This window comes from Microbulbifer yueqingensis (assembly GCF_900100355.1).
GTDB lineage: Bacteria > Pseudomonadota > Gammaproteobacteria > Pseudomonadales > Cellvibrionaceae > Microbulbifer > Microbulbifer yueqingensis.
Genome location: NZ_FNFH01000003.1, coordinates 328838 through 353467, shown reverse-complemented (window position 1 = coordinate 353467; position 24630 = coordinate 328838). Strand labels below are relative to the sequence as shown.

Below are 24630 nucleotides of genomic sequence, written 5' to 3'. Positions count from 1 at the left end.
GTCGCGCCTTGCGCGAACGGACCGGCGAATCTAGAGGGTGAGTAAGATGAGAACAATGGCTAGAAACGGCGGCTTTACGCTGATTGAAATCATGGTGGTGATCGTGATCCTCGGCGTGCTGGGAGCGCTCGTGGTGCCGAATATCATGGGGCGCACGGGAGAAGCCCGGGTCAAGGCGGCTGTTACCGACTTGCGCGCGATCGAGACGGCGCTGGACATGTATCGGATGGACAATTTCGTCTACCCGAGTTCGGAGCAGGGACTGCAGGCGCTGGTGAGCAAGCCGTCCGGTTTCCCGGAGGCCAAGAACTGGACACAGCCTTACCTGAAGCGGGAGGCAAAGGACCCCTGGGGCAATGAATACCAGTACATCAGCCCGGGTACCGAGGGCCCCTATGACCTGTACAGCCTGGGTGCCGATGGCAAGCCCGGTGGCGAAGGCGAGGCCGCCGATATCTCCGTCAGCGACCTCTGATCGGCCCGAGGGGCTCCGGGCAAGCCTTCATGCGCAGCCGCCTTTCCCACAGTCGGGGCTTCACCCTGATCGAGCTGCTGGTGGTGATCGTGATCATCGCCACCCTGGCCGGCATGGCGGTGCTCTCGCTCGGTGGCGCTGGTGATCGCGTGTGGGCGGGCGAGGTGCAGCGGTTTGCCGGCCTGCTGCGCCTGGTGGCGGACAGGGCGGTAATCGACAAGGCCCACTACGGCGTGCGCGTCGAGCGGCATGGTTACACCGTGATGCGTTTCGACCCCGAAACCCTGCGCTGGCAGGGGCTCGACTCCGTGGGCACCGGGTCGGCTGCGAGGCGTTTTGCCGAGCACAGGTTGCCCGACAACATCCGCCTGGAAGTGCTCGAGGAGCCCGAGATGCCGGGCGCCGGAGCGTCGGCATTCTCGCCCGGGGACGGGAAAGAGGGCCAGGATGAGATTCCCCAGTTTGTCGCCCTTTCCAGCGGCGAGGTCTTGCCGGTGGAAATGGCAATGGTCCTCGTGGAAGACGGCGATTCTGCCCGCGCCGCCACCATCTCCTACAGCTCGCTGCGCGGGCTTGAACTCGAATGGCAGTCCGATGAATTCTAGCGGTATGCACAGGGAGCGTGGTTTCACGCTCGTGGAAGTGCTGGTGGCGCTGGTTATTTTCGGCGTGATCGCAGCGAGTGTCCTCAAGACCATGCAGGACAGTGTGCGCCAGCAGGCATTGATGGAAGAGCGACTGGCGGCCAACTGGGTGGCACAGCAGGCACTGGCAGAAATTCGGCTGCGTAAGGAGTGGCCGCCCCTGGGAGAAAAGAGCGAGCGGGTATCGGAGGGGCCGCGCGAGTGGCTGGTCACGGCCCGGGTGGAGAGCACCAGCGAAGAGCGCCTGCGCCATATCGTCATCGAGGTGGCGGCCCCCGACGCCGAGTCGCCCAGTCTCACCCTCGATGCCTGGGCGGCACAGGCTGCACGGGCGGCCGGGGCGCAACCAGGGGATAACCCATCCAGGGGCAGGGAAGAGGGCCGCCAGTGATGATCGGATCACGTCGCCCCCAGATGGCACTGGCCCGGGGCTTCACGCTGATAGAAGTAATGGTGGTCCTGGTGCTGGTGACGATCATCAGCATTGGCTCCTTCGCACTGCTGGATTCCTTCCAGGCTACCGACAGTGCGCTGGCCGCCAGGGCTGAACGGATGCGCAGCCTGTCGATGGCGATGTATCGCATCGACGACGACTTCCGCCAGGTGACAGCGCGCCCGGTCAAAAATGGCTATACAGGATTCGAGCCGGCGATGCGCGGCGACGCGGACGAAATCGAGTTCACCCGCCTGGGCGCCGCCAATCTCACCGGCGATCCCCGCGGTGAGCTGCAGCGACTCGGCTACAGCCTCGGTTTCCCCGAGCAGCCGGAAGCCATCTCCGGCGAGGAGGCCGGTGGCCTGCTGCTCCGCAGTCGCTGGCGTGTGCTGGACCGCGCACCCGACTCGGAGGCTGTCGCCGAGCCACTGCTCGACGGCATCGAGAACCTGGCGTTCCGCTATTACGATGGCGACACTGAGGCGTGGCTCGACCAGTGGCCACCCGTCGGTACCGCCACCACCACCGGCGCCCCCGACAGCAGGTTGCCCCGGGCAGTGGAAATAAGGATCACGACCCTCGGGGCAGGTGAGCTGCGAAGGGTATATGCACTACCAGAGGCGCCGGTAGCCGGCCTGTCCGCCAGTGCAGGCGGGGGCACGGATGCCGACAGTGAGCCGGACCCGGAGCCCGGCGATACCGGTGCGGAAGACAGCGAGCGAGACCGCGAGGCCCCGGCGGAGGACGGCGGTCGCCGGGAGGACGCCGATGCCTCGTAAGTCGCCAGGGGCAGAGCGCGGTGTTGCGCTGATCACGGTACTGCTGGTGATGGTGATCGCCATCGCAGCGGTGAGCCACGCCATTACCCGCAACCGCATCGCCATTTCCCGTACGGGCGCCCTGCTTGCGAATACCCAGATGGCTGAGTTCGTGCAGGGTGCGGAAGCCTGGGCGAAAATTGCGCTGGAACGGGATCACCAGCAGGATCGGGACCAGACACCGTCGGCCGATTCCCGGCTCGACAGCTGGGCTGCGGAGGCGCTGCAGTTCAACCCGGACAATGGCAAGATGCGCATTAAAATCAAGGACTTAAATTCTTGTTTTAATGTAAATAACCTGGCCGGTGCCGCCCAGCCCCCGGCGGAGCAGCGGGCGATCTTCGAGCGCCTTGTGCGCAACGTGAGCGGCAAGGCCGATCTGGCCGCGGCGATGCTGGACTGGATCGACAGCGGCGACACACCGGTGGCGCCGGGTACCGAGGACAATGGCTATCTCGGGCGCGAAATTGCCCATCGTACCCCCGACATACCGATTACGGATATCTCGGAGCTCTCGGCAGTGCAGGGGATGGAGGCCGAGGACTGGAAGGCGTTGCGCCCATATCTATGCGCGCTGCCCGAACCGGGTACCATGATCAACGTGAATTTTGCCCCGGTGGAGCTGCTGCAGGCCATGGCGCCCTCCGCCCAGGTGGCCCAGGTCGAGGCGTTCCGTGAGTCCGACGGCGTATTCAGCGAACGCTCCCAGCTGGCCCCCTTTGGCCTGGAAGGGGTAGCGGGCCTGGTTTTCCACAGCCAGTATTTCGTGGCCCAGATTGCCGTGCAACTTGGTCCGCAGGCAGACCACCGGCAGTATTGGGAGGCGCATTTCCAGCTGGACGAAGGGCGCGGCGAAGCCCGGTTGATCCAGCGTCAGCGCCGGATGTTTGCCGGCAGTCACCTGCGGGAGCTACTTGAGGTAGAGACTGAAGTTAATGGAAAAGACAACAAAAACAACTAGTTATGACTGAAAGCGTGAGTGATGTGTCAGTCGCCCGGGAAGGGCAGTCGGAAAGGGTGGCACTCTTGCGCCTGCAGGAGGCGCCCGACGGCACCGGAACGGTGAGCCTGGCCTGCTGGACGGCCAGCGGCTGGCGGCCGGTGGCCGTTGATGAGGAGTTTTCGCGGGCGTTTGCACCAGCCGGCGCGGAACCCCGACTCTCTCCGCAGGGCAGCGAGGCCCTGAAAGCAGACTTCGCTGGCACCAGGGCAGTACTTCTCCTGCCCGGCAGCTGGGTCTGGAGCGGAGTGGAGGCTATCCCGCGGGCTGCACGCAAGCAGAGCACCGCAGTCGGCTACATGGTCGAGGAACGGCTGGCGGAGGATGTGGAGGAGCTGCATTTTGCCTGCCAGCCACGCAGGGGCGATCTCTGCTCGGTGTATGCGATTCGCCATGACAAGATGCGGGCGCTGTACAACGAACTGATGCGGCTTCAGTGGCCCGTCGTTGCAATGTTGCCGGAATACCAGCTTCTCGAGCTGCTGGGGGACGACTCAGCCCTGTGGCTCGATGGTGAACACGCCCATATCTGGCGCGCAGAGGGCTACGGCCTTACCGTGCGCCGCCAGCACCTGCAGCCACTGCTGGGCTCGCTGGGAGCGGCAGATGCCACCGGTGAGGAAGAGGCGGTGGATGAATCCGCGAGGCTTTCCCTCCTCGGTGCGGGCGAGGACGACCGGATGGCAGTTGCGGAGCTCGAGTCCCTCTTTGGCGAGGACCTGCAACAGCTGCCGGGCAGGGCGCCTGATGCCCTGCTCGAACGGTTGCGCATACCGGCCCTGGTCAACCTGCTCAGCGGTGACTATCGCCTTACCAGTGGGACTGAAGAGGGGCGCTGGTGGGTCAAGCCGGCACAGGTCGCCGCGGCCTGCTTTGTCCTGCAATTGCTGGTGTTCATCGCTGCGGGCAGTTATTACAGCTGGCAGGCGAGCCGGCACGAGCAGGAAGCCCGGGCCCTGTTTGCCGAGCTGTTTCCCGGCGCCCGGGCTGGCGTCGATATCAGGCGCCAGATCCAGGGGTACCTGAACCAGGCCGGCTCCGGTGGGGCCGGGTTCGCCCGCCAGGTGACTGCTCTGAGCCGGGCCTGGGAGGAGCAACGCGGGGAGAACCTTAAGCTGCAGTCCCTGCGTTTCGACGGCAACAGGGGTGAGATGGTAATCCAGTTGCAGGCGGCCAGCCTGAATGAACTGGATGGTTTTGTCGGGCGCCTTTCCTCCGGTGAGTACAGCGCGGAATTACTTGGGGCCAACGAACTCGAGGACGGGGTATCCGGCCGGATACGCCTGCGCTGAAACGGCGCCGGCTGATTCACTTGTCAAGCAGTGTGACGCATGAAAGATAATCTAGAGCAATTCCAGCGCTGGTGGCAGGCGCTGCCGGGCAATGACCAGCGCGCGCTGGGGGCGCTGTCCCTGTTCCTGGGAGGGCTGTTCCTTGTCTATGGGCTGTTCCTGCCCGCCAAGCACTTTTTCGATGGGGCCCGCGCGGAAGCAGAGGCCTCCCGCGAGCTGGTTTCCTGGATCGAGTCCCAGCGACCGGTACTGGAGCGCATCGATCCTGTCTCTGGCGCCGGTACCCGGGAATCGGAGGGCACGCTGCTGCAGCGAGTGACCGCGGCGGCCGACAGGCACGGGATTACCATCAAGCGCTTCGAGCCCGAGGGACAGGACCGTATTCGCCTGTGGATCGAGCGCGCGCGCTATGAGGATCTCCAGCCGTGGTTCAATACCCTGATCGAACAGCGCTTTATCATCCAGACCGTCAACCTGGATGCGTTGCCGGAAGAGGGGATGGTGTCCGCACGCCTCACGCTGGAGGGCTAGCAATTCGGGGGTGAAGATATTCAATTCGATCCCGTAGAGCGCTACCAGATGCAGCAGTTCTATTTTTTGGGTCGCCAGCCATGGGTTTTGTGCCCTTAATTCGAATAAAGCGAAAGGCTTCTGGCTTCCAGCGTTTGCGAATTTTCCGCGGCTCCCCCCTGTGCTGGCGTGGAATGCCCCTATACTTGCGGTAGAGGCGATGAATAGGGTGCCAAAATGCTGTTTCGAGAAACATCCACCAATCACCTGGTCGAGGTCGCCGACATAGTGACACTCGCCAATCCCTACGAGCTTACGGTAGTTGGCCGTTTCCTGTGGGGGGAGGAGGTCCAGGACCCCGAGGTCTTCGACAAGACCCAGCTCAGCTTTCTTTCCGGGGAGCCGTTGCCGCGCTGCTGGCACGACAGCCGCTACCGGGACCGGGAAGTGCGGCGCCTGAAGTGCGGTACCCGCGCAGAGGACGGCGACTACTATCAGGGAGCGTGAAGTGCCCGCGAGTGCCCCGCACCGTGGAATCTCGCGGGCAGCGTGGTAAAGGACTCGCAGCAGCTTCCCGATAACTGTAAAATGCGCGCCAAATTTTGATCCGTGGTTTCCCATGACGTTTGCGCAATTTGAAGAGTATTCGCTCTGGCTGGGTATTGGAGGCCTGATCCTCTTTATGCTGTTTATCGTCTGGGACCTGGCGAAAGAGTCGAAGGCCGGTCGCTTCGGTACTTTCATTTTGTTCCTCGCCCTTGGGCTGGGACTGCTCGGCTTCATTATCAAGACGGTGCTGGTGGAAGTGATGGGTGTCGGCTAGGGGATGCTTCATGCGCGCAAGCGATTGGCCGGGGTTTTGCAGGGAAGGGCATAATGCCAATTTTTGATCGCCCAGAACTTAAAGTGCAGAAAGACCGGCGGGTGTGTCGGGCCACCGACACGCGAATTGCCAAGTACAGTCGCCGGGGAATGCTGCTGACTTTATTGGCATTCTCAGTCGCTGCAGCGCTGAGCGACCTTCGCATGCAGGCACCCCGCCTGCTGCTGACGCTCGGCGTGGGGCTGGTCTTGGTCACACTGGTGCGTGGCTACTTCGTGTTCCGGTTCCAGCACCTGTACGCCACCGGGCCCGCGCGCTGGCGGCGCCGCTATTTCTTCGTGTCCACGCTCGCCGCAGCCTGGTGGGGCGTGATCCTTCTCTGCCATGAGTGGCTGCTCGGCTTTGCCCCGGTGACCCATTTCCTCTGGCTTTACACCGTGGTGTTCTGCTCGAGCGTTGCCTCGGTGTTTGCACCCTACCACCGCTTCCTGATCTGGTTTGTCTCTGCCAGCCTGGTACCGGCGGCAATCAAGGCCGTACTTTCTGGCGAAGTCCTGGGCACTATCTATGGGGCGCTGACCTTCGCCTTTATCTGGTTGACGGCCCACCAGGCCCAGCGGGAGTCCCAGAACTACTGGGACCGCCTTTCGGCGATGCAGGAGTTACAGCAGCGTGCGAGCAACCTGGCCGCTGCCCGCAAGCATTCCGAAGCAGCGGTGGAACTCACGAACGAGTTCGTCGCCAATATCGGTCAGGAATTTCGCAGCCAGTTGTCGGATTCGCTCGGTGCGCTGGCACTGCTGGAGGCCGATGAGCTGAGCGAGCGCCAGCGCGAATGGGTGAGACTGGCGAAGAACGCCGGAAGCCAGCAGCTCAAGCTGGTGGACAATGTCGGCCTCTTCACCCGCGTGGCGCGGAAGGATATCCGGTTACGACAGGGGTCGTTCAACCTGGTAAAGACAATCGAGAAGTCGTTCAAGTTTGCAGCCAAGACCGCGCATCGCCAGGGGCTGGAGTTCAATTTCCAGGTCGATGATAACCTCCCGGTCATGGTAATCGGCGACAACCGGAAGACGGCGCAGATGATCCGTAACCTGGTGGACTCAGCCACGGCGATCGCCCAGAGCGGAGAGCTCTGGGGCAAGGTGAGTTTCTCACCCATCACCAGCGTCGAGGGCCAGATGAACATTCACCTGAATGACGACGGCCAGGGCGAGATCCTCCCCGATGAAAGTGAACTCTTTGGTGCCTTTGCCCGCCTGGATACCAACCAGGTAACCAGCGGTCTCGGGCTCTCCATTGCCAAGGGCCTGGCGGAGGCCATGGGTGGCTATCTGCAGGTCAACTCAACACCGGAGGGCAACCGCTACGAAGTGGTGGTCAAGTTCGGGATGGAGCCCAACCAGCGGGTTTACCTGACCCCGGACCGGCGCCTGCAGGATTGCGAAGTAGTTGTGTTGCACCAGAAAGGGCTGTTCGTTTCGGGGCTCGTGCAGCAGCTGCGCTCGTTCGGCATGGAGGTGGACTGCCTCAGGTTTTCGCCAGACAACCGGACCGAGGTAGCGGAAGCCGTGCAGCGCGCGGTGGAAAGGCAGCAATTGCTCCTGTTGGCACCGGCGATGGGGGACCGGCAGCTGCTGACCGAAGTGGCCGGGTCTTTCAGCGGGATCGAAGGCGAGGTTGAGTCCACGCGACTGGTCTGCCTGGGGGCCCCGGGGCACAAGGCTGATTTCGCACCCCTGCTGCAGTCGCTGCCCAATGCCGAATACATCGGCCGGCCTGTTACCCGCAAGGAGCTGCACGATGCGCTGATCAGCCGCCTGTTTGGCGGCGCAAAAAAGGCCAGCCGGCGCATTGTTTCCACGGTCAGTGCCCATCCCCGCCAACGTTCGTTGCTTTTGATCGAGGAATCCCGCCAGCACCAGGGCGTCACCGAGGAAATGCTGAACGCACTGGGATACCGGGTGGATGTAGCCTCCTCGGTAGAGGAAGCCATGGAACTGCTACAAGAAAAGGGATTCGACCTGTTGCTGGTGGACTGCCAGCAAAACACCGCCCATAGTGCCCAGATCATCGATCAGCTGCGCCACTGGGAGTCGGAGCATACGCCCGACGACCGCCTTCCGATCGTTGCCCTGACAAGCACCACGGAAGAGCAATTCGAGGGGCGCTGCCTTGCAGCAGGTATGGATGATTTCCTTACCAAGCCCCTGAGCAAGGAACCCCTCCGCGAGACATTGGAACGCTGGCTGGGGGACGCCTGAGGCCGGGGGAGTTGCTGCAGAGAAGGTCCTGCCGGTGTCGTTGCCAGCCCAGCCAGCGCTGCGGGGCCTTGTCCCTCCTATGAGGAAACGGGCCCCTCAGGGGTAGGAATAAGCCACGCGAATAATGCAGCCAGAAGGATAAAGCCTACCGAAATCCAGAGGCAGGCGGCCATGCCGGATACCTGGAAGACCCAGCCCGAAAGCAGCGTCCCCGTGAGGCGACCCATGGCATTGGCCATATAGTAAAAGCCGACATCCAGTGACACGCCGTCGCTGCGGGCATAGCGCACAATCAGGTAGCTGTGGAGAGAGGAGTTCACCGCAAACAGCGCGCCGAAGAGCAGCAGCCCCGACACCAGTGCGCTTTGCGGTGCGATACCTGCCTGCAGGGCCAGCGGGATACTGGCGGTGACGGCCGCCAGCACCAGGGCCCACATCGCCGCGACGCGATTCGCTCTGGCGCCGCTCGCCGCCGTGCCGGTAAATCGTGGTGCCAGCGACTGGACCAGGCCGTAGCCGATAATCCACAGGGCCAGGAAACCGCCGATACGCCAGTGATCCCATCCAAACCGGGAACCCAGGTAGAGGGGCAGGGCAATCACAAACCAGACATCGCGCGCTCCGAACAGGAAAAGCCGCGCTGCGGCCAGGCGGTTGATAGCGCGGCTCTTGGACAATATCTCGCGAAACTTCGCCTTCTGCTTTGCCCGGCCGAGATCAGCTTTCAGGAAAAAGATACTCAGTATCCAGACTATAAACAGGGCAGCGGCCATTGTTCCCACTGCTGCGGTAAAACCCAGGGAGCCCAGTAGCAGTGCCCCGAGGAAAAAGCCTGCACCCTTCAGTGCGTTCTTGGAACCCGTCAGCAGGGCCACCCACTTGTACAGGGTCCCCTGTGCTGCGTCCGGAACCAGCAATTTGATGGCGCTCTTGGCACTCATCTTGTTCAGGTCCTTGGCAATTCCCGACAGTGCCTGGGCAGCCATGACCCACGGTACCGTCAGCAGCGCGGCAGGGAGTAACAGCATTGACAGGGCCAGCACCTGCAGCGCCAGTCCCAGGTTCATGGTCCGGTTGAGTCCAATCCGGGCGCCAAGCCAGCCGCCCACCAGGTTGGTGACCACGCCAAAGAACTCGTAAAAAATGAACAGGAGAGCGATCTGCAAGGGCGCGTAACCGAGCTCGTGGAAGTAAAGCACCACCAGCATTCTCAAGGCGCCATCGGTCAGCGTAAATGCCCAGTAGTTACCGGTGACAACCAGGTACTGGCGCACCTCCGGCGACAGGTCCCGGAGCAGGGCGGGGAGGCTGTGCTTCACCGCTCCAGGCCCCTTGCAACCCCTGCCATGCGGGCGAGCTCCACCGTGCGATTGGCGTAGCCCCATTCATTGTCATACCAGGCGTATACCTTCACCTGGGATTTGTTGACCACCATGGTCGAAGGTGCGTCTATGACGCAGGAGCGGGAATCAGTGCGATAGTCGATGGAGACCAGCGGGCGCTCCTCATAGCCAAGAATGTCCCTGAGTTCGCCCTCGGCCGCTTTCTGGAACAGCGCATTCACGTCATCCGCGGCCGTGGGTGTGTCCACCTCGAATACGCAGTCTGTCAGTGAGGCATTGGCCAGGGGCACACGTACGGCGTGTCCGTTCAGCTTGCCTTCCAGTTCCGGGAAAATGGCGGTTATCGCGGTTGCCGAACCGGTGGTGGTGGGGATCAGGCTCATGCCGCAGGCACGCGCCCGGCGCAGGTCCTTGTGTGGCGCGTCGAGGATTACCTGGGTATTGGTGATGTCGTGGATGGTGGTCATGGAGCCATGCCGTATCCCCAGGTTCTCGTGCAGTACCTTGACGACGGGGGCGAGGCAGTTGGTAGTGCACGAGGCTGCGGTGATTATGCGGTGCTGGGTTGGATCAAACAGCTCCTGATTTACCCCCATTACAACATTGAGTATCCCGGGCTCCTTCACCGGCGCGCTGACAACGACCTGTTGTACCCCCTGGTCGAGGTATGCTCGCAGCAGCTGGCCAGAGCGCATCCGGCCGCTGGCCTCAATCACCAGGTCACAGCCGGACCAGTCGGTAGCGCCGATATCGCCATTGCGGGTGCATGCCAGCCGCGTTTCGCCGATAAGAATAGAATCGCCATCGGCCCGGGCCTCGTGATGCCAGCGACCGTGCACCGAGTCAAAATTGAGCAGGTGTGCCAACGTCGCCGCATCACCAGCGGGATCATTAACCTGGACGAACTCGATATCCGGCCAGTCCCATGCGGCCCTGAGGCAGAGACGCCCGATCCGGCCGAAGCCATTGATGCCTACCTTGATCGCCATAAAAAACAGTCTCCTTGAAAAGTCCGGGCGCGGCCGAAGCACACTGTGCCTCGTGCCGGTTTCAGCCCTGAAAAAGTCACCCTGTCATTCGTTCGGGACGCAGCGGTCCGGCCTGCTCCCCATGCGCTGCAGGCGCTCGAGATCATCCGCGGTGACACCGTTATCGGCCTGCAGGGTTTGCCGCAAGACTGCGCGCGCCCACTCGGGCAGGGCCGGATCGATACGATAGAAGACCCACTGGCCCTGGCGACGGTCCCTAAGCAGGCCGGCCTGGCGGAGCGCGGCGAGGTGACGGGATATCTTGGGCTGGCTTTCAGCGAGGGCGCTCACCAACTCGCAGACACAGAGCTCTCCCTCGCTGCTGATCAGGAGCAGGCAGCGAAGTCGCGTGTCGTCGGCCAGGGCTTTGAAGAACTGCAGGGGAGTCATATGCAGTCATCGATTCATGAGGTCGGATTTCGGTGAATCATATCTGCGCACCCGCATATATGCAAAAACATATATGCGGGTGCGGGTGGGGAATTAACGTGCGGCGCTCTGTTGAATCCAGGACCTGGCCAGGCCTCAGGGAGCGCGCGCCAGCGTAACCGGGTTCAGGCACCCGTGAATGAGGCCGGGATTTACGGTACCCGGCCTCCGTCGAACAGGTACTTTCGGCTAGAGGTCGAATTCGGCCCATACCGGCGCGTGGTCGGAGGGGCGCTCCATCCCGCGGATTTCGTAGTCCACCCCCGCATCGACACATTTGTCTGCCAGGGGCTGGGAGGCAAGGATCAGGTCGATACGCAGGCCGCGCTTTGGATCGCGATCGAATCCGCGGCTGCGATAGTCGAACCAGCTGAATACATCGTCAGTTTCCGGGTGCCGCTCACGGAAAGTATCGACGAGTCCCCAGCTCTGGATCGTCTCCAGCCACTCCCGTTCCTCTGGCAGGAAACTGCATTTCCCGTCTCTTAACCAGCGCTTTCGGTTGGCCTCCCCGATGCCGATATCCATGTCGGTGGGGGATATATTCATGTCGCCGATAACCAGTACCGGGGCCTCGGGCTTGCAGGTGGTCTGGAGATAATCGTCCAGGTCAGCGTAATACTTGCGCTTGGCCGGGAACTTCACCGGGTGTTCCCGGTTTTCTCCCTGGGGAAAGTAGCCATTGATGACTGTAAGCGGGGCATCGCCGCCAATATCAAACTTTCCCGCCACCATGCGGCGCTGGGCGTTGTCATCGTCTTTCGGGAAGCCGTATTCCCGGTCAATAAAGGGCAGCCGGGAGAGCAGGGCCACGCCGTAGTGGGTCTTCTGCCCGAAGTAAATCACCTCATAGCCCAGGTCGCGTACGACATCCACCGGGAAGTCTTCATCGGTGACCTTGGTTTCCTGTAGGCCGATGATATCCGGTGCATGGCGCTCCACCAGTGTTTCCATCTGGTGCAGGCGCGCCCGGATACTGTTGACATTGAATGAAACGACTTTCACTTCTCTCCCCCTGAAAAACAAAAAAGGTCGGGCGGGGCCCAACCTGTGTATCACTTTAATGGTTGTAACAGCGGAGCGGCCGCTGCAAGCGGCCCGCTCCGCTGACAGTCAGAAGTTGGCTACCTGTGGCGGAGCCTTGGCGGTCTTCTCGGTCAGGCCGATAAAGTCTGACATTATATAGCCTGCCTCGTTGAGGATCGGGTCATCCTCCAGCTTGATCTCGACCGGGCCACCGATAGCTGCGGTGCTATCGGATTCACTTTCTTCCAGCTCCTCAAAGGTCGCGTAGGGTTCCAGCCCCTTGGCGGTGCGGCGCCGGTTTTCCATGATCAGCAGCTCTTCGTTGATCCGCTCACGCTCGTCCTTGCGCGACTGCTCATTGAGGGAAACGAACTTGCGGTCAGCGCGCTCACTTTCAAATCGGAACTGCTCGCGCAGGTAGATGAAGTCGGGATCCGCTGCAGTGCGTTCGTTATGCTTGGCAATAAGGCCCGGCAGCATCTGCTTCAGGTTGAAGTACTTCGCATGGGGGACTGCATGGATGCGATCCCAGGGCAGGGCGGTGTCATAGGCACTTTCGCCCACACTCTCTGCATCAATCAACTGCGGCATTGCGATATCGGGAGTGACCCCGGCATGCTGGGTGCTGTCCCCGGATACGCGATAGAACTTGGACTGGGTAATCTTCAGCTGGCCCTGCTTCAGCGGAGCCATGGTCTGCACTGTGCCTTTGCCGAATGACTGGTTACCCACCACGATACCGCGGTTGTAGTCCTGGATGGCGCCGGCAAAAATCTCTGATGCGGAAGCCGACAGCCGGTTGATCAGCACCATGAGCGGACCGCGATACATGGCGCGCGAACGCGAGCGGTTGTGGCGCGAGATCTGCTCGTTGGCATGGCGGATTTGCACTACCGGTCCCTGGTCGATGAACAGGTCGGTAAGCATGGTGGCTTCCTGCAGTGATCCACCACCGTTGTTGCGCAGGTCCAGGATGATGCCGTCGACATTTTCCTGCTTCAGTTCATCGAGGAGCCTCGCCACATCACGGGTGGTACTCTTGTAGTTCGGGTCACGGCGCCTGTAGGCCTCAAAATCGATATAGAAGGTGGGCAGGTTGATCACGCCTACCCTGTAGTTCTTCTCACCGTCGGAAAACTCAAAGATGGCCTTTTTCGCTGCCTGGTCTTCCAGCTTGACCTTGCTGCGCTTGATCAGGATTGTGCGATGGGACCCGTCACCACCTGTGGGAATGGTTTCAAGGCGCACAAAGGTGCCCGCGGAGCCACGGATCAGGTCCACCACGTCATCGAGACGCCAGCCCACCACATCGACCATTTCGCCGTCCTCGCCCTGGCCAACAGCGACGATCTTGTCATTGGGCTTGATCTTGCCGGTGCGATCAGCGGGGCCACCGGCCACCAGTCGGGCGACCTTGGTATATTCTTCCTCCATCTGCAACACGGCGCCGATGCCCTCAAGGGAGAGGGACATGCTCATGTTGAAATTTTCCAGGGAGCGCGGCGACAGGTAGTTGCTGTGAGGATCATAGAGGCGGGTCAGCGAGTTCATGTAGAGTTCGAACACATCGTCGCTGGTCTGCTGGTTGATACGCTTCAGCTGCCCCTGGTAACGCCGGACGAGCAGGTCGCGGATCTCTTCATCTTCCTTGCCGGTCAGGCGCAGGTTGAGGACGCTCGACTTCAGTCGCTTGCGCCACAGCTCGTCAGCGGCACTGATGGATCCGGGCCATTCGGCTTCCTCGCGGTCGAGTACCAGTGACTCGTCGCGGGTGAAATCGAAAGGTGGCAGGCCCTTGTCCAGCTGGGAAAGTATGTTGTTCAGGCGGTCGGTCACCCGCAGGCGGTAACGGTTGTAAATCTCGAACCCGGCTTCCACTTCGCCAGTGCGCAGCTGGTCGTCGAGATCATCTTGCCACTCCCTGAACTCGGAGATATCCGATGCCAGGAAGTAACTCCGGGTCGGATCCAGGGCGTCGATGTACTCCTCCCACAGCTCGGCGGACATATCATCGCCCACTTTCTGCTTGTTGTAGTGGAGCATTTCCAGCTTGCCGACGATCTCGCGAGCGGTCCCACCCTGGCCGTCCTCAGGCTGCAGGGTCTCAGCCTCTGCAAGGGTGACGGGTGAGATGGTGGCAAGCGAGAGAATCAGAAGGCCGGAGAACAGGGCTTTGATCCGATTGGTAAGCATAGGGAGTCTCTTTATACGTCCTAACTTCAAGGCGCCGCACCAGCGGTCGGGCACCTGCCCGGGGCAATGGCGACTTATAGCTTAGGACAAGTATAAAGGCTGAAAGCTCCAAAAGGCATGAGTTGCCTCTCATACGAGGTAGACGGTTTCGAGTAACAGCATTCGCGGGCAATTTGTTGCGTAGTGAGCAGGTTTTACGCGTTTATGTCCTCAAACTCACGCCCGCCCTACACCCCACATCCGAGATTGCCGGTCGAAATCTGATCAATCTGAGCCTGAAAAATGCATCCCACGCCATCGGCCCTGCAGTCATACTCCTGGGCAGCACCTGTGTGTGCCCCTCTGTGACCAATTGGTCTGGCTGCCTCCTGGATCCCGGGCCAGGGCGCCTCCAGTATCCGGCACACAATGTAAATCTCTTGTATCACTTGACAGACTGACACAGTGGTGAGACTTTTTTAGCAGCTCAGCCGGGGCCTGATTCGGGTTCTGGCGTGGATCGGATACACAATAATTAACTGAGCGGGCACCTACCGATACGGCAGAGACCGGAACGCAGGCTCGAGTCAAAATAACTGCTCAAAAAAACAACATATTATGGCAAGTATGAAACGATCCCCGGTCCCGACCGCAGTACGCAACCCTTTCCATATGGCAGGCAATGAACTACCTGTCCGTTGCCGAAACCTCCTGTTCCCAATGACCTTCAGCCGGGTGTGAATCGATGCGTTATCTCATCGCGTTGTTCCTGATCCTGTCGTTTATCTGGCTCGCAAACTCCGGGCACTACACCGCGTTGCTGCTCGGCTTCGGGTTTATCTCCGTACTCTTTGTGATCGCGATCGCGCGGCGAATGGGGCTTGTCGACCATGAGTCACAGCCGGTTGGGCTTCTGCCCCGGCTGCCTGGGTACTACTGGTGGCTCTTCAGGAAAATAGTGCAGAGCAACCTCACGGTGGTGGCCGGCGTGTGGCGGGGACGTGCGGGAATCAGTCCCACCAGTGCGAGAATCCCGTTACGGTTGAAAACGGATATGGGAAAGGTGCTCTATGCCAATTCCATTACCCTCACGCCGGGCACCGTGGCAGTCGATATTGAGAACGACGAAATCCTGGTGCATTCTCTGACCTCAGAGGGGCTGGACGAATTACGCCGCGGGGAAATGGAAAAACAAGTGAGGGCGCTGGAAGAATAATGCTCGCTGCAACAGTAATCTCGCTGCTGGTGGTGATGGGCCTGGCGCTGGCCCGGGCCCTGCTGGGCCCCACCATCTACGACCGCATCCTGGCGGTGAACGTCTTTGGCACCAAGACTGTCCTCCTGATTGCGGTAATCTGTTTTACCGTCGGCAAGCCCGAGTTCCTCGATATTGCGCTGGTCTACGCCCTGATTAACTTCGTCAGTGTGGTAGGCGTGCTGCGCTATTTCGAGTACCGCTCTCGCATGGGAGATACGGCCCATGATTGACTCGCTGCTCAATGCCCTGAGCGGCCTGATGCTCGCCGCTGGATGTTTTTTTATGGTCTCGGGGGCAGTCGGGCTGGTGCGATTCCCTGATTTCTATACCCGCATGCACGCCGCCGGGGTCACCGACACCCTTGCAACTTTCCTGATTGTGGGTGCGCTGATGCTGCTGGCGGGCTGGAGTCTCGCGCTCTTCAAGCTCGGCTTGATACTGCTTTTCATATTCTTTACCAGTCCCACCGCCAGTCACGCGCTCGCCAAGGCGGCGCAGCACAGTGAACTGAGGTTGGAGCAGCCGGGACGACCGGCGACAGCGCAAGCGGGGCAGGCTGCCCGGAATGCGGCAGAGCCCGCATTAGAGGCCGATACGACCAATACAGGCCGCGACTGAAACCGGGGAGACGGAATGGACTTACTACTGGATTTGGCGCTGCTGAGCCTGCTGTTGCTGACCGCTGTCTCGATAGCGTGGACCCGCGACATGTTTGCGGCCGCTATGCTGACGGGGATTTACGGACTGCTTTCGGCAAGTTTTTTCATGACCATGGGAGCTGTTGATGTCGCCTTTACCGAGGCGGCGGTCGGTGCGGGTATCTCCCCGTTGCTGATCCTGGCAACCCTGGCCCTGTGCGGGCGCAACCAGAAAGCGGATCCGCCACGCGCAATGCTCGCCCTGTGCCTGGTGGGCGCGGTGGGTGCGCTGTTGATTGCTGCGACGCTCGACATGCCCGCTTTCGGTGACCCGGGGGCGCCGGCCCATATCCACGTCGCTCCACATTACATCGGCGAGTCCTTTGCCGAGATCGGTATTCCCAACGTGGTGACCTCGGTGCTGGCCAGTTACCGGGCCTTTGACACTCTCGGCGAGGTCGTGGTGATATTTACCGCCGGGCTGGGTGTGCTGAGTTTGCTGCTCGCTTTGCGAGAGCAACAGCACCCGATCCGCGCACTGTCTGCCCCTCATCCGCAGCACCTGGTATTACGCCTCGTAGCGAAGGTGCTGATACCGCCAATCCTGATCTATGCCCTCTATGTGCAGTTCCATGGTGAGTATGGGCCCGGCGGCGGTTTCCAGGCGGGCGTAATATTCGCCGTTGGTTTTATCCTCTACGCACTGGTTTTCGGGCTCGACGCGGTAAAGCGCGTGGCCGGGCACGGCGTGGTCCAGTTCCTTGCCGCACTGGGAGTACTGATCTACGGGTCGGTCGGGCTGCTGGGAATGGCGACCGGCAAGAACTTCCTCGACTACAGCGCCCTCGCCGCTGACCCGGTGAGTGGCCAGCACCTCGGCATTATTGTTATCGAGCTGGGTGTCGGTATTACTGTTGCTGCGGTGATGATGCTGGTCTTCTACCTGTTCTCTGAGCAGCTGCAGCGGGGACTGGAAGATGGCAGTGGTAAGGAGTTGACCTCGGGGAGGGCAGGATAGAGTGTTGCTGACGTCGCTTTACAACTACTGGGTGGTCATCGCACTGATGATGATCGGCCTGTATATGGTTCTGGCCCAGGGCAACCTGATCAAAAAGATCATTGGCCTGAACATTTTCCAGACCTCCGTGTTTATTTTCTATATCAGCGTGGGAAAGGTGAACGGCGGCAACGCGCCGATCCTGGCACACGGAGAGACGATCTATTCCAACCCGCTGCCGCACGTGCTGATACTCACCGCTATCGTGGTGGGTATCGCCACCACCTCCCTGGCCCTGGCACTGGTCATCCGCATCAAGCGCGCGTACGGTTCGGTTGAGGAGCGCGACATCCAGGCGGAGGACCGCCCGTGCTGACACACCTCCCTATACTGCAGGTTATCCTTCCGCTGGTAGCGGCACCCTCGTGCCTGATTATTCGCAGGGCGAGCCTGGTTTGGCTCTTCACTCTTGGCGTGAGCATTGCGGCATTCGCGGTAAGCGCGCTGTTGCTGCAGCAGGTGAGTACGTCGGGCGCAATCACCTACGGCCTGGGTGGCTGGGACGCGCCCTGGGGCATTGAATATCGTATAGACCTGCTCAATGCCTGGGTCTTGCTGGTGGTTACCGGTATAAGCACTGTCGTGCTGGCTGCGGCAAGGGCCAGTGTGCAGGCGGAAATGGACCAGGCCCGCCAGACGCTGTTCTACACACTCTACCTCCTCTGCTTTGCCGGCCTGCTGGGCATTGTCGCCACTGGCGATGTGTTCAACGTGTTTGTATTCCTCGAGATTTCCTCGCTCGCGACCTACGCACTGATCGCACTCGGCCGGGATCGCCGTGCACTCTGGGCAGCTTTCCAGTACCTGATCATGGGAACCATCGGGGCCACGTTTATCCTGATCGGCATCGGGTTCCTGTACATGATGACCGGTACCCTCAATATGGCCGACCTGGCCCAGCGGCTGCCGGAAGTCAGCTCTTCGAGTACGGTATTGGCGGCCTTCGCGTTTATCGTGGTGGGTGTCTGCCTCAAGCTGGCGCTGTTCCCACTGCACATGTGGTTGCCAAACGCATACAGTTTCGCACCCTCGATCGTGACCGCGTTCCTCGCTGCCACGGCAACCAAGGTGGCCCTCTACCTGCTGGTGCGGTTTACTTTCACCGTGTTCGGTGTGCAGTTCTCACTGACCAGTCTGCCCTTGCAGTCACTTTTCATTGGCCTCGGCCTCGCCGGTGTGTTCGTCGCTTCGGTAGTGGCGATCTACCAGGTGGATATCAAGCGAATGCTGGCATACTCCAGTGTCGCCCAGGTCGGTTACATGGTGGTGGGTATCGGCATCAGCAGTGTCGTAGCGGTGCAGGCGACCCTGCTGCACCTGTTCAACCATGCCTTGATGAAAGGTGGCCTGTTTCTCGCGCTCGCGGGCCTGGCTTATCGGGCAGGCAGCTGCCATATCGATGCGTTCCGCGGGCTCGGCCGCACCATGCCATGGACCATGGCCGCCATCGTGATTGGCGGTATCAGCCTGATCGGTATGCCCCTGACGGTTGGCTTTGTCAGCAAGTGGTACCTGATCAGTGCGGCGCTCGAGAGCAACCTCTGGTTTGTCGCCTTACTGGTGGTAATGGGTTCACTGGTGGCGGTGGTCTATATCTGGCGCCTGGTCGAGGCGGCATACTTCCAGGAGCCCGCTGGAGATCAGCCACCGGTAGTGGGGGAGGCGCCGCTCTCGCTGTTGCTGCCGACCTGGCTCCTTATCTCCGCGAACCTTTATTTCGGTATTGATACGCGCCTGCCGGTTGAGGTAACCGGAGCGGCCGCGCAATACCTGTTCGGGGGTGCCCAATGATGTCTGCCAGCAGCCTCCTGCAACTGGCCCTGCTGATTCCGCTGCTGGCGGCCGCAGGCGTAGTCCTGACCGGGCGCCACGAAAACCTTCGTGAGGGCGTTTCCCTGGCAGCCGGAACACTACTGCTTGCAGCGGTAGGCAATCTTTACCCGGTAGTTATGGCAGGGCAGGTCATTGAAGTGCTGTGGCTGGAGGTATTGCCCGGGCTGACGCTCGCATTTCGTGTCGAGCCTCTCGGGCTCATCTTTGCCCTGGTGGCCAGCAGCCTGTGGATCGTCACCACGCTGTATGCCATCGGCTACATGCGCGGGCACGGGGAGCAGAACCAGACACGCTTCTTTGCCTTTTTTGCTATCTCAATCGCGGCAGTGATGGGCATCGCTTTTGCCGAGAACCTGTTTACCCTGTTTGTGTTTTACGAGCTCCTCACGCTCTGTACCTACCCGCTGGTCACCCATGCCGGCACCGACAAGGCTCGGGAAGGTGGTCGCCTGTACCTGGGCATCCTGTTGGGGACCTCGGTAGCTTTCTTCCTGGTGGCCATTATTGCCACCTGGCTGCTCACTGGCACGCTGTCGTTCCAGCCCGGTGGCGTATTCACTGACGATACCCCGGCCGGCCTGTTGTCACTTTTGCTGGTGCTGTATGTGTTCGGCGTCGGCAAAGCTGCGATCATGCCGTTTCATCGCTGGCTTCCCGCCGCCATGGTGGCCCCCACGCCGGTCAGCGCGCTCCTCCATGCGGTGGCGGTGGTAAAAGCAGGTGTTTTTGTCCTGCTCAAGGTCTGCCTGTTGATCTTTGGCCTGGAGACACTGCGGGAGATCCCCGCCACCCAGTGGCTGCTGTACCTCGCCGGCGCCTCCATCCTGTTGGCTGCGATTGTGGCAATGCGGCAGGAAAACCTGAAAAAGCGCCTCGCGTACTCCACCGTCAGCCAGCTCGGCTATATCACGCTGGGGGCGTTGCTGGCGACCAGCGCCGGCGTAACAGGCAGTGCGATGCACATCGTGATGCACGCGTTTGGCAAGATCACCCTGTTTTTCTGTGCGGGCGCGATCCTGGTGGCTGCCCACAAAACCGAGGTAGGGCAGTTGCGGGGCCTGGGGCGACAGATGCCGATTACCATGGGCGCCTTCCTGGTCGCCAGTCTCTGCATTATCGGTATCCCGCCAACCGGCGGCACCTGGAGCAAGTGGTACCTGTTGTTGGGTACCCTGGAGGCTGGTGAGCTGTGGTTGATGGGGTTGCTGATGGTGAGTTCCCTGCTCAGTATCGCCTACCTGTTGCCGATTCCGCTGCGGGCGTTTTTCTCTGGCGTGGAAGCGACCGATGCCGGCAGTACCGGTGTGGCAGTGCGTGAAGCGCCGTGGCCGTCCCTGCTGGCACTGGGCATCACGGCCACGGGCTGTGTCCTCCTGCTGCTTTTCCCCGACATTATCTATCAGCTGATCAAGGCCGGAATCTGACCCGATGAGCACTGGTGACAAGCAAGATTTTTTCGACAAGCCGGAAAACATCCGGCGAATACTCCGCACGTTCTACGGTATCTGCGCGCTGCTGTTCGCTGCGGATTTCCTGGTACACCGGCACACAGAACACGGCTGGGAAGGGCTGCCCGGGTTCTACCCGCTGTATGGATTCGTTGGCTGCGTGGTACTGGTCATAATTGCCAAATGGATGCGTACATTCCTGATGCGCCCGGCGGACTATTACGAACGGCTGGAGCTGGGGACAGAAGACTCCACCGTGGCGGCAGCCGCTGAACAGTCTGGTGGACACTCAAATGGAGGGCAGGAGCATGTTTGAGGTGGCGCCCTTCATTCCGTTTTTCGTAGCCGCGCTGCTGGCACTGGTCCTGCGCGGCTGGCCGCGCGCGCTGGTGATGATCGCCGTGCCCCTTTTGGGACTGGCAAACCTCTGGATGCTGGGGGCAGGCAGTTTCGGTGCATATTCGGTACTCGAATTCGACCTGCTGCTATTTCGTGCGGACAAGCTCAGCCTGTTATTCGGTTACCTGTTCCACATCGCAGCACTGATCGCCATCATTTATGCATTGCATGTCCGCGACACGCTGCAGCAGGTTGTGAGCCTTCTGTATGCGGGCAGCGCCCTGGGGGCTGTGTTTGCCGGCGACCTCATGACCCTGTTTATATTCTGGGAACTGCTGGCACTGACGTCCGTATTCCTGGTTTGGGCACGCCGCAACGGCCGTGCCTATATGGCTGGCCTACGCTACTTCACCCTGCATATCCTCTCTGGCCTCCTGTTGCTGGGCGGGATTATCTTTTACGCGCAGTCCCATGAGTCCCTCGCTTTTGGCCAGATCGGCCTGGATGACAATCCCTACAGCTGGATGATCTTCCTGGCGTTCGGTATCAAGTGCGCCTTCCCGTTCTTCCATAACTGGCTTACTGACGCTTACCCGGAGTCCACTCCCACCGGCACAGTATTCCTGAGTGCATTTACCACCAAGGCGGCGGTGTACGCCCTGGCGCGGGCCTATCCGGGCACAGAGCTGCTGGTATATATCGGCGCAACAATGGCCTGTTTCCCGATCTTCTACGCCGTTATCGAAAATGACCTCCGCCGGGTGCTGGCCTACAGCCTGATCAACCAGCTCGGGTTTATGGTGGTGGGCATCGGAATAGGGACTTCACTGGCCATCAACGGCGCCGTGGCACATGCGTTCAATGATGTGATCTTCAAGGGACTGCTGTTCATGTCCATGGGCGCGGTGCTGCATGTCACCGGCCGTATCAACGGGTCAGAGCTGGGTGGGCTGTACAAAACCATGCCCAAAACCACAGTGCTCTGTATTGTCGGTGCTGCCTCGATCTCGGCCTTCCCGCTGTTCAGCGGTTTCGTCAGCAAGTCGATGGTGATGAGCGCGGCGATCAAGAACGGCTACGACTGGGTGTGGCTGATCCTGCTGTTTGCCTCAGCCGGTGTCTTCCACCACGCGGGCATCAAGATCCCGTACTTTGCCTTCTTTGCCCACGATTCGGGCATCCGTGCTCAGGAGCCGCCGACCAATATGCTGGTGGCCATGACGATTGCTGCAGCCCTGTGCCTGGCCGTTGGTATCTACCCGCAGGCTTTGTATGGGCTGCTGCCGTACGCTGTGGATTACACACCCTACGATGTCACGCATGTGCTGACCCAGCTGCAGCTGCTGTTCTTCTCTGCACTGGCGTTCGTGTGGCTGAACCTGCGCCGCCTGTACCCGCCAGAACTGCCGTCGGTAAACCTGGACGTCGAATGGCTCTACCGGCGGCTGCTGCCGCAGGCAATACGCGGCACGGTAGCGGCGGCTTTCCGCCTCGACGGCCGCGTACGCCGCGCGGCCGTTGCGGGCGTGGGGAATCTTATGGAGTCCGTAGCCAGCCACCACAAACCGGACGGCGTGCTGGCCCGCAGCTGGCTGACCGGGAGCATGGTGGCCGGCGTGGTACTGTTGCTGGGGGTTTACCTGTTGCTTGGATTTGCCCTGTAGGTCGAGCGGCAGATGCGCGGGCAATAGCGCCCTCAATGCAATCTAAAGTTCCCCGCGCCCCTCAAGTCTATGCACTGCGGCGCAGGGTGGGGGAGTGCTGCAGCATTTCGATCATTGCATCCAGGTAGCGCTCCCCGATACTGGCAAGGTCCCGGTCGCGGGGCTGGAGTAGCCAGTCGCCCAGCGTCCCCACCAGGGAGCCATGCATCAGGGGAGCGGCCAGCTCGACATCCAGGTCCGCGGGCAGCTGGCCCCGGTCCACCGCCCAGCTGATCAGCTGGCGAACGCGCTCCTGGCCCTCCTCAGTGCAGTCGAGCATGCGCTGGCGAATCTCTCCGCTCTCGGTCACCAGCTCGCAGCGGTGCAGGATGATATCCAGGATGAGCTGCCATTCCCGGTTGCAGGATACCTCCTGGAATAACCACAACCAGCGGGTCCGCAACACGCCGAGGGGATTTTCCGGAGGTTCAGATCCCGCTTCCTCACACAGCTTTTCTCCCGGCAACTGGACTCGTTCGGCCAGCGCATTGAATACATCGGCCTTGTTGCGGAAGTGACCGTACACCGCACCCCGGGTGACGCCGGCCAATTCCGCCACTTCGGTAAGCGACGGACGCGCAACGCCTTGTTGATGGAATACGGTGATCGCTGCATCCAGAATACGCTCGCGCGTCTCCATGGCATCTTCTTTACGACGCTTAACCAAGTCTGAGCCCTCTCAATGCTCCGGTCTGCGAGCTACCAGCCAGCCGGTCAGGTTGTCTGTTACAGGCCCGCACCGGGGCCCCTCGGGCGCGGAGTGTAATTCATATTCATGCATGAATGAATACTTGCCGTATATCTCGACCGGGGGATAGAATGCGCGGCACTATTAACCATTCATAACTGTCACAGCGGACTGACCGTACGGTACGCTGACAGCCATATGCGGACCTGCGGGTCACTGGAGAGGTGTTCATGCGGAAACGGAATCTGTTGGCCTGCATGCTGGCCGGCCTGTCGCTGTTATCGGCCTGCAGCCAGGAGCAGGGTGGGCGGCCACAGATGGCGCCGGAGGTGGCGGTGGTGACCCTCGAGCCAGAGTCAGTGACCCTGACCCGTGAGTTGCCAGGCCGCACCAGCCCCTTCAAGGTTGCCGAGGTGCGACCGCAGGTGAATGGCCTGGTGGAACAGCAGTTGTTCCGTGAGGGCGGCATGGTCGAGGCGGACCAGCCGCTCTACCAGCTGGACGATGCTACCTACCGTGCCGATCACGAAAGTGCCCGGGCCGGTCTGCAAAGCGCCCGCGCCGAGCTCGAGGTTGCGCGGCTGCGTGCCGAGCGCGTTGCCAACCTGGTGAAGACCGGGGCGGTGAGCAAGCAGGAGAACGACAGTGCCCGGGCCGACCTCAAGAAAGCGGAAGCCGCGGTTGCCAGCGCCCGGGCAGCGGTCAGGCGCAGCCGCATCCCGGTCGATTACGCCCGCATCAGTGCCCCCATAGCGGGTCGCATCGGCAAGTCGTCCGTGACCCAGGGCGCGCTGGTCACGGCGAACCAGGCCACGGCCCTGGTGACCATCCAGCAGCTGGATCCCATCTATGTGGACCTGAACCAGTCCACCAGCGAGCTGCTCAGCCTGCGGCGCGCGTTGGAAGCCGGTCAGGTGGAAGATACTACCGACCTGCCGGTGACGATCCTGCTGGAGGACGGCTCCACCTTCGAGCACAAGGGCAAGCTCGAGTTTGCCGAAGCCACTGTAGACCCGACTACCGGCAGTGTGCTGCTGCGCGTGGTGGTGCCCAATCCCGACCACATGCTGCTGCCGGGCATGTATGTGCGCGCTGTGGTCGGCCGCGGTCTCCGGGATAACGCCATCCTGGTACCGCAACAGGGCGTCACCCGCGATCCCAAGGGCAACACCAATGCCATGGTGGTGAACAGTGACAACAAGGTAGAGGTGCGCCCGCTGACCGTCAGCCAGACTATCGGCAGCCACTGGCTGGTCGAAGATGGGCTGCAAGCGGGTGATCGCGTCATCGTGGAAGGGTTGCAGAAAGTCCGGCCCGGTGTGCAGGTCACCACCGTCTCCGCTGAGACTGAGCAACCCGCCCGCGCGGTGGAAGCTGCCACCGAAGCAGATTCCTGAGGGGGCCCG

26 protein-coding genes are annotated in these 24630 nt (G+C 61.1%); 20 read left to right on the top strand and 6 right to left on the bottom strand.

Annotated features, from left to right (window positions below; all coding sequences use genetic code 11):
• Positions 1-55 precede the first annotated feature (55 nt).
• The 10 genes from gspG to BLT26_RS08675 all read left to right on the top strand — a co-directional run bounded on the left by gspG (position 56) and on the right by BLT26_RS08675 (position 8262).
• Complete coding sequence (gene gspG, locus BLT26_RS08720; protein ID WP_175453065.1) at positions 56-475, top strand: type II secretion system major pseudopilin GspG; 420 nt, start codon at positions 56-58, stop codon at positions 473-475.
• A 29-nt stretch (positions 476-504) separates the two neighbouring features.
• Positions 505-1080, top strand: coding sequence for a type II secretion system minor pseudopilin GspH (gene gspH, locus BLT26_RS08715; protein WP_091512189.1), 576 nt, complete (start codon positions 505-507; stop codon positions 1078-1080).
• Positions 1081-1084: 4 nt separating this feature from the next.
• Positions 1085-1510: a type II secretion system minor pseudopilin GspI gene (gspI, locus tag BLT26_RS08710; protein WP_245720655.1), complete on the top strand. Its 426-nt coding sequence runs from the start codon at positions 1085-1087 to the stop codon at positions 1508-1510.
• On the top strand, positions 1510-2334 hold the full coding sequence (gspJ, locus tag BLT26_RS08705) for a type II secretion system minor pseudopilin GspJ (protein WP_245720676.1): 825 nt from the start codon (positions 1510-1512) through the stop codon (positions 2332-2334). The genes gspI and gspJ overlap by 1 nt, the downstream gene beginning before the upstream one ends.
• Positions 2324-3334: a type II secretion system minor pseudopilin GspK gene (gene gspK, locus BLT26_RS08700; RefSeq protein WP_091512183.1), complete on the top strand. Its 1011-nt coding sequence runs from the start codon at positions 2324-2326 to the stop codon at positions 3332-3334. The genes gspJ and gspK overlap by 11 nt, the downstream gene beginning before the upstream one ends.
• A 2-nt stretch (positions 3335-3336) precedes the next feature.
• The gene (gspL, locus tag BLT26_RS08695; RefSeq protein WP_091512179.1) at positions 3337-4665 is read left to right on the top strand and encodes a type II secretion system protein GspL; all 1329 of its coding nucleotides are present in this window, start codon (positions 3337-3339) and stop codon (positions 4663-4665) included.
• Positions 4666-4704: 39 nt separating this feature from the next.
• Positions 4705-5196 carry a type II secretion system protein GspM gene (gspM, locus tag BLT26_RS08690; protein WP_091512174.1) on the top strand — a complete coding sequence of 164 codons (492 nt, stop codon included), beginning with the start codon at positions 4705-4707 and terminating at the stop codon, positions 5194-5196.
• Between the two features lie 216 nt (positions 5197-5412).
• Positions 5413-5682: an acetyltransferase gene (locus tag BLT26_RS08685; RefSeq protein WP_091512170.1), complete on the top strand. Its 270-nt coding sequence runs from the start codon at positions 5413-5415 to the stop codon at positions 5680-5682.
• A gap of 112 nt (positions 5683-5794) precedes the next feature.
• Complete coding sequence (locus BLT26_RS08680; RefSeq protein ID WP_091512167.1) at positions 5795-5998, top strand: DUF2788 domain-containing protein; 204 nt, start codon at positions 5795-5797, stop codon at positions 5996-5998.
• Between the two features lie 53 nt (positions 5999-6051).
• A complete protein-coding gene (locus BLT26_RS08675) occupies positions 6052-8262 on the top strand; it encodes a hybrid sensor histidine kinase/response regulator (protein ID WP_091512163.1) in 2211 nt (736 codons plus the stop codon).
• Positions 8263-8339: 77 nt separating this feature from the next.
• Here the strand turns inward: BLT26_RS08675 and arsJ are convergent, their stop codons facing one another.
• The 5 genes from arsJ to BLT26_RS08650 all read right to left on the bottom strand — a co-directional run bounded on the left by arsJ (position 8340) and on the right by BLT26_RS08650 (position 14281).
• Positions 8340-9581, bottom strand: coding sequence for an organoarsenical effux MFS transporter ArsJ (gene arsJ, locus BLT26_RS08670; RefSeq protein ID WP_245720654.1), 1242 nt, complete (start codon positions 9579-9581; stop codon positions 8340-8342).
• Positions 9578-10594, bottom strand: coding sequence for an ArsJ-associated glyceraldehyde-3-phosphate dehydrogenase (locus BLT26_RS08665; RefSeq protein ID WP_091512157.1), 1017 nt, complete (start codon positions 10592-10594; stop codon positions 9578-9580). Before BLT26_RS08665 ends, arsJ begins: the two co-directional genes overlap by 4 nt.
• 84 nt (positions 10595-10678) lie before the next feature.
• The gene (locus tag BLT26_RS08660) at positions 10679-11023 is read right to left on the bottom strand and encodes a metalloregulator ArsR/SmtB family transcription factor (protein ID WP_091512154.1); all 345 of its coding nucleotides are present in this window, start codon (positions 11021-11023) and stop codon (positions 10679-10681) included.
• A 228-nt stretch (positions 11024-11251) separates the two neighbouring features.
• Entirely contained in the window at positions 11252-12067 is an 816-nt protein-coding gene (gene xthA / locus BLT26_RS08655) for an exodeoxyribonuclease III (protein WP_091512151.1), read from the bottom strand.
• Positions 12068-12175: 108 nt separating this feature from the next.
• Positions 12176-14281, bottom strand: a complete 2106-nt coding sequence (locus BLT26_RS08650; protein WP_091512147.1) for a carboxy terminal-processing peptidase — start codon at positions 14279-14281, stop codon at positions 12176-12178.
• Between the two features lie 724 nt (positions 14282-15005).
• Here BLT26_RS08650 and BLT26_RS08645 point away from each other — a divergent pair.
• From BLT26_RS08645 to BLT26_RS08605, 9 genes are read left to right on the top strand one after another with little or no spacing between them, the layout of a single operon-like run.
• On the top strand, positions 15006-15476 hold the full coding sequence (locus BLT26_RS08645; RefSeq protein WP_091512143.1) for a Na+/H+ antiporter subunit E: 471 nt from the start codon (positions 15006-15008) through the stop codon (positions 15474-15476).
• Complete coding sequence (locus BLT26_RS08640) at positions 15476-15748, top strand: MrpF/PhaF family protein (RefSeq protein WP_091512139.1); 273 nt, start codon at positions 15476-15478, stop codon at positions 15746-15748. Before BLT26_RS08645 ends, BLT26_RS08640 begins: the two co-directional genes overlap by 1 nt.
• Positions 15741-16136: a monovalent cation/H(+) antiporter subunit G gene (gene mnhG, locus BLT26_RS08635; protein ID WP_091512135.1), complete on the top strand. Its 396-nt coding sequence runs from the start codon at positions 15741-15743 to the stop codon at positions 16134-16136. The genes BLT26_RS08640 and mnhG overlap by 8 nt, the downstream gene beginning before the upstream one ends.
• Positions 16137-16151: 15 nt before the next feature.
• Positions 16152-17174, top strand: coding sequence for a DUF4040 domain-containing protein (locus tag BLT26_RS08630; RefSeq protein ID WP_091512129.1), 1023 nt, complete (start codon positions 16152-16154; stop codon positions 17172-17174).
• Position 17175: 1 nt separating this feature from the next.
• Entirely contained in the window at positions 17176-17529 is a 354-nt protein-coding gene (locus BLT26_RS08625; RefSeq protein ID WP_217631407.1) for a cation:proton antiporter subunit C, read from the top strand.
• Positions 17523-19004, top strand: a complete 1482-nt coding sequence (locus tag BLT26_RS08620; protein WP_091512125.1) for a monovalent cation/H+ antiporter subunit D family protein — start codon at positions 17523-17525, stop codon at positions 19002-19004. The genes BLT26_RS08625 and BLT26_RS08620 overlap by 7 nt, the downstream gene beginning before the upstream one ends.
• Positions 19001-20470, top strand: a complete 1470-nt coding sequence (locus BLT26_RS08615; RefSeq protein ID WP_175453064.1) for a proton-conducting transporter transmembrane domain-containing protein — start codon at positions 19001-19003, stop codon at positions 20468-20470. Before BLT26_RS08620 ends, BLT26_RS08615 begins: the two co-directional genes overlap by 4 nt.
• Positions 20471-20474: 4 nt before the next feature.
• Entirely contained in the window at positions 20475-20810 is a 336-nt protein-coding gene (locus BLT26_RS08610) for a hypothetical protein (protein WP_217631406.1), read from the top strand.
• Complete coding sequence (locus BLT26_RS08605) at positions 20803-22497, top strand: Na(+)/H(+) antiporter subunit D (protein ID WP_091512121.1); 1695 nt, start codon at positions 20803-20805, stop codon at positions 22495-22497. Before BLT26_RS08610 ends, BLT26_RS08605 begins: the two co-directional genes overlap by 8 nt.
• Before the next feature lie 67 nt (positions 22498-22564).
• Here the strand turns inward: BLT26_RS08605 and BLT26_RS08600 are convergent, their stop codons facing one another.
• Positions 22565-23203 carry a TetR family transcriptional regulator gene (locus tag BLT26_RS08600; RefSeq protein WP_091512118.1) on the bottom strand — a complete coding sequence of 213 codons (639 nt, stop codon included), beginning with the start codon at positions 23201-23203 and terminating at the stop codon, positions 22565-22567.
• Between the two features lie 251 nt (positions 23204-23454).
• On the opposite strand from BLT26_RS08600, the gene BLT26_RS08595 reads away from it, so the two are divergent.
• Entirely contained in the window at positions 23455-24621 is a 1167-nt protein-coding gene (locus tag BLT26_RS08595; protein ID WP_091512116.1) for an efflux RND transporter periplasmic adaptor subunit, read from the top strand.
• Positions 24622-24630: the final 9 nt, after the last annotated feature.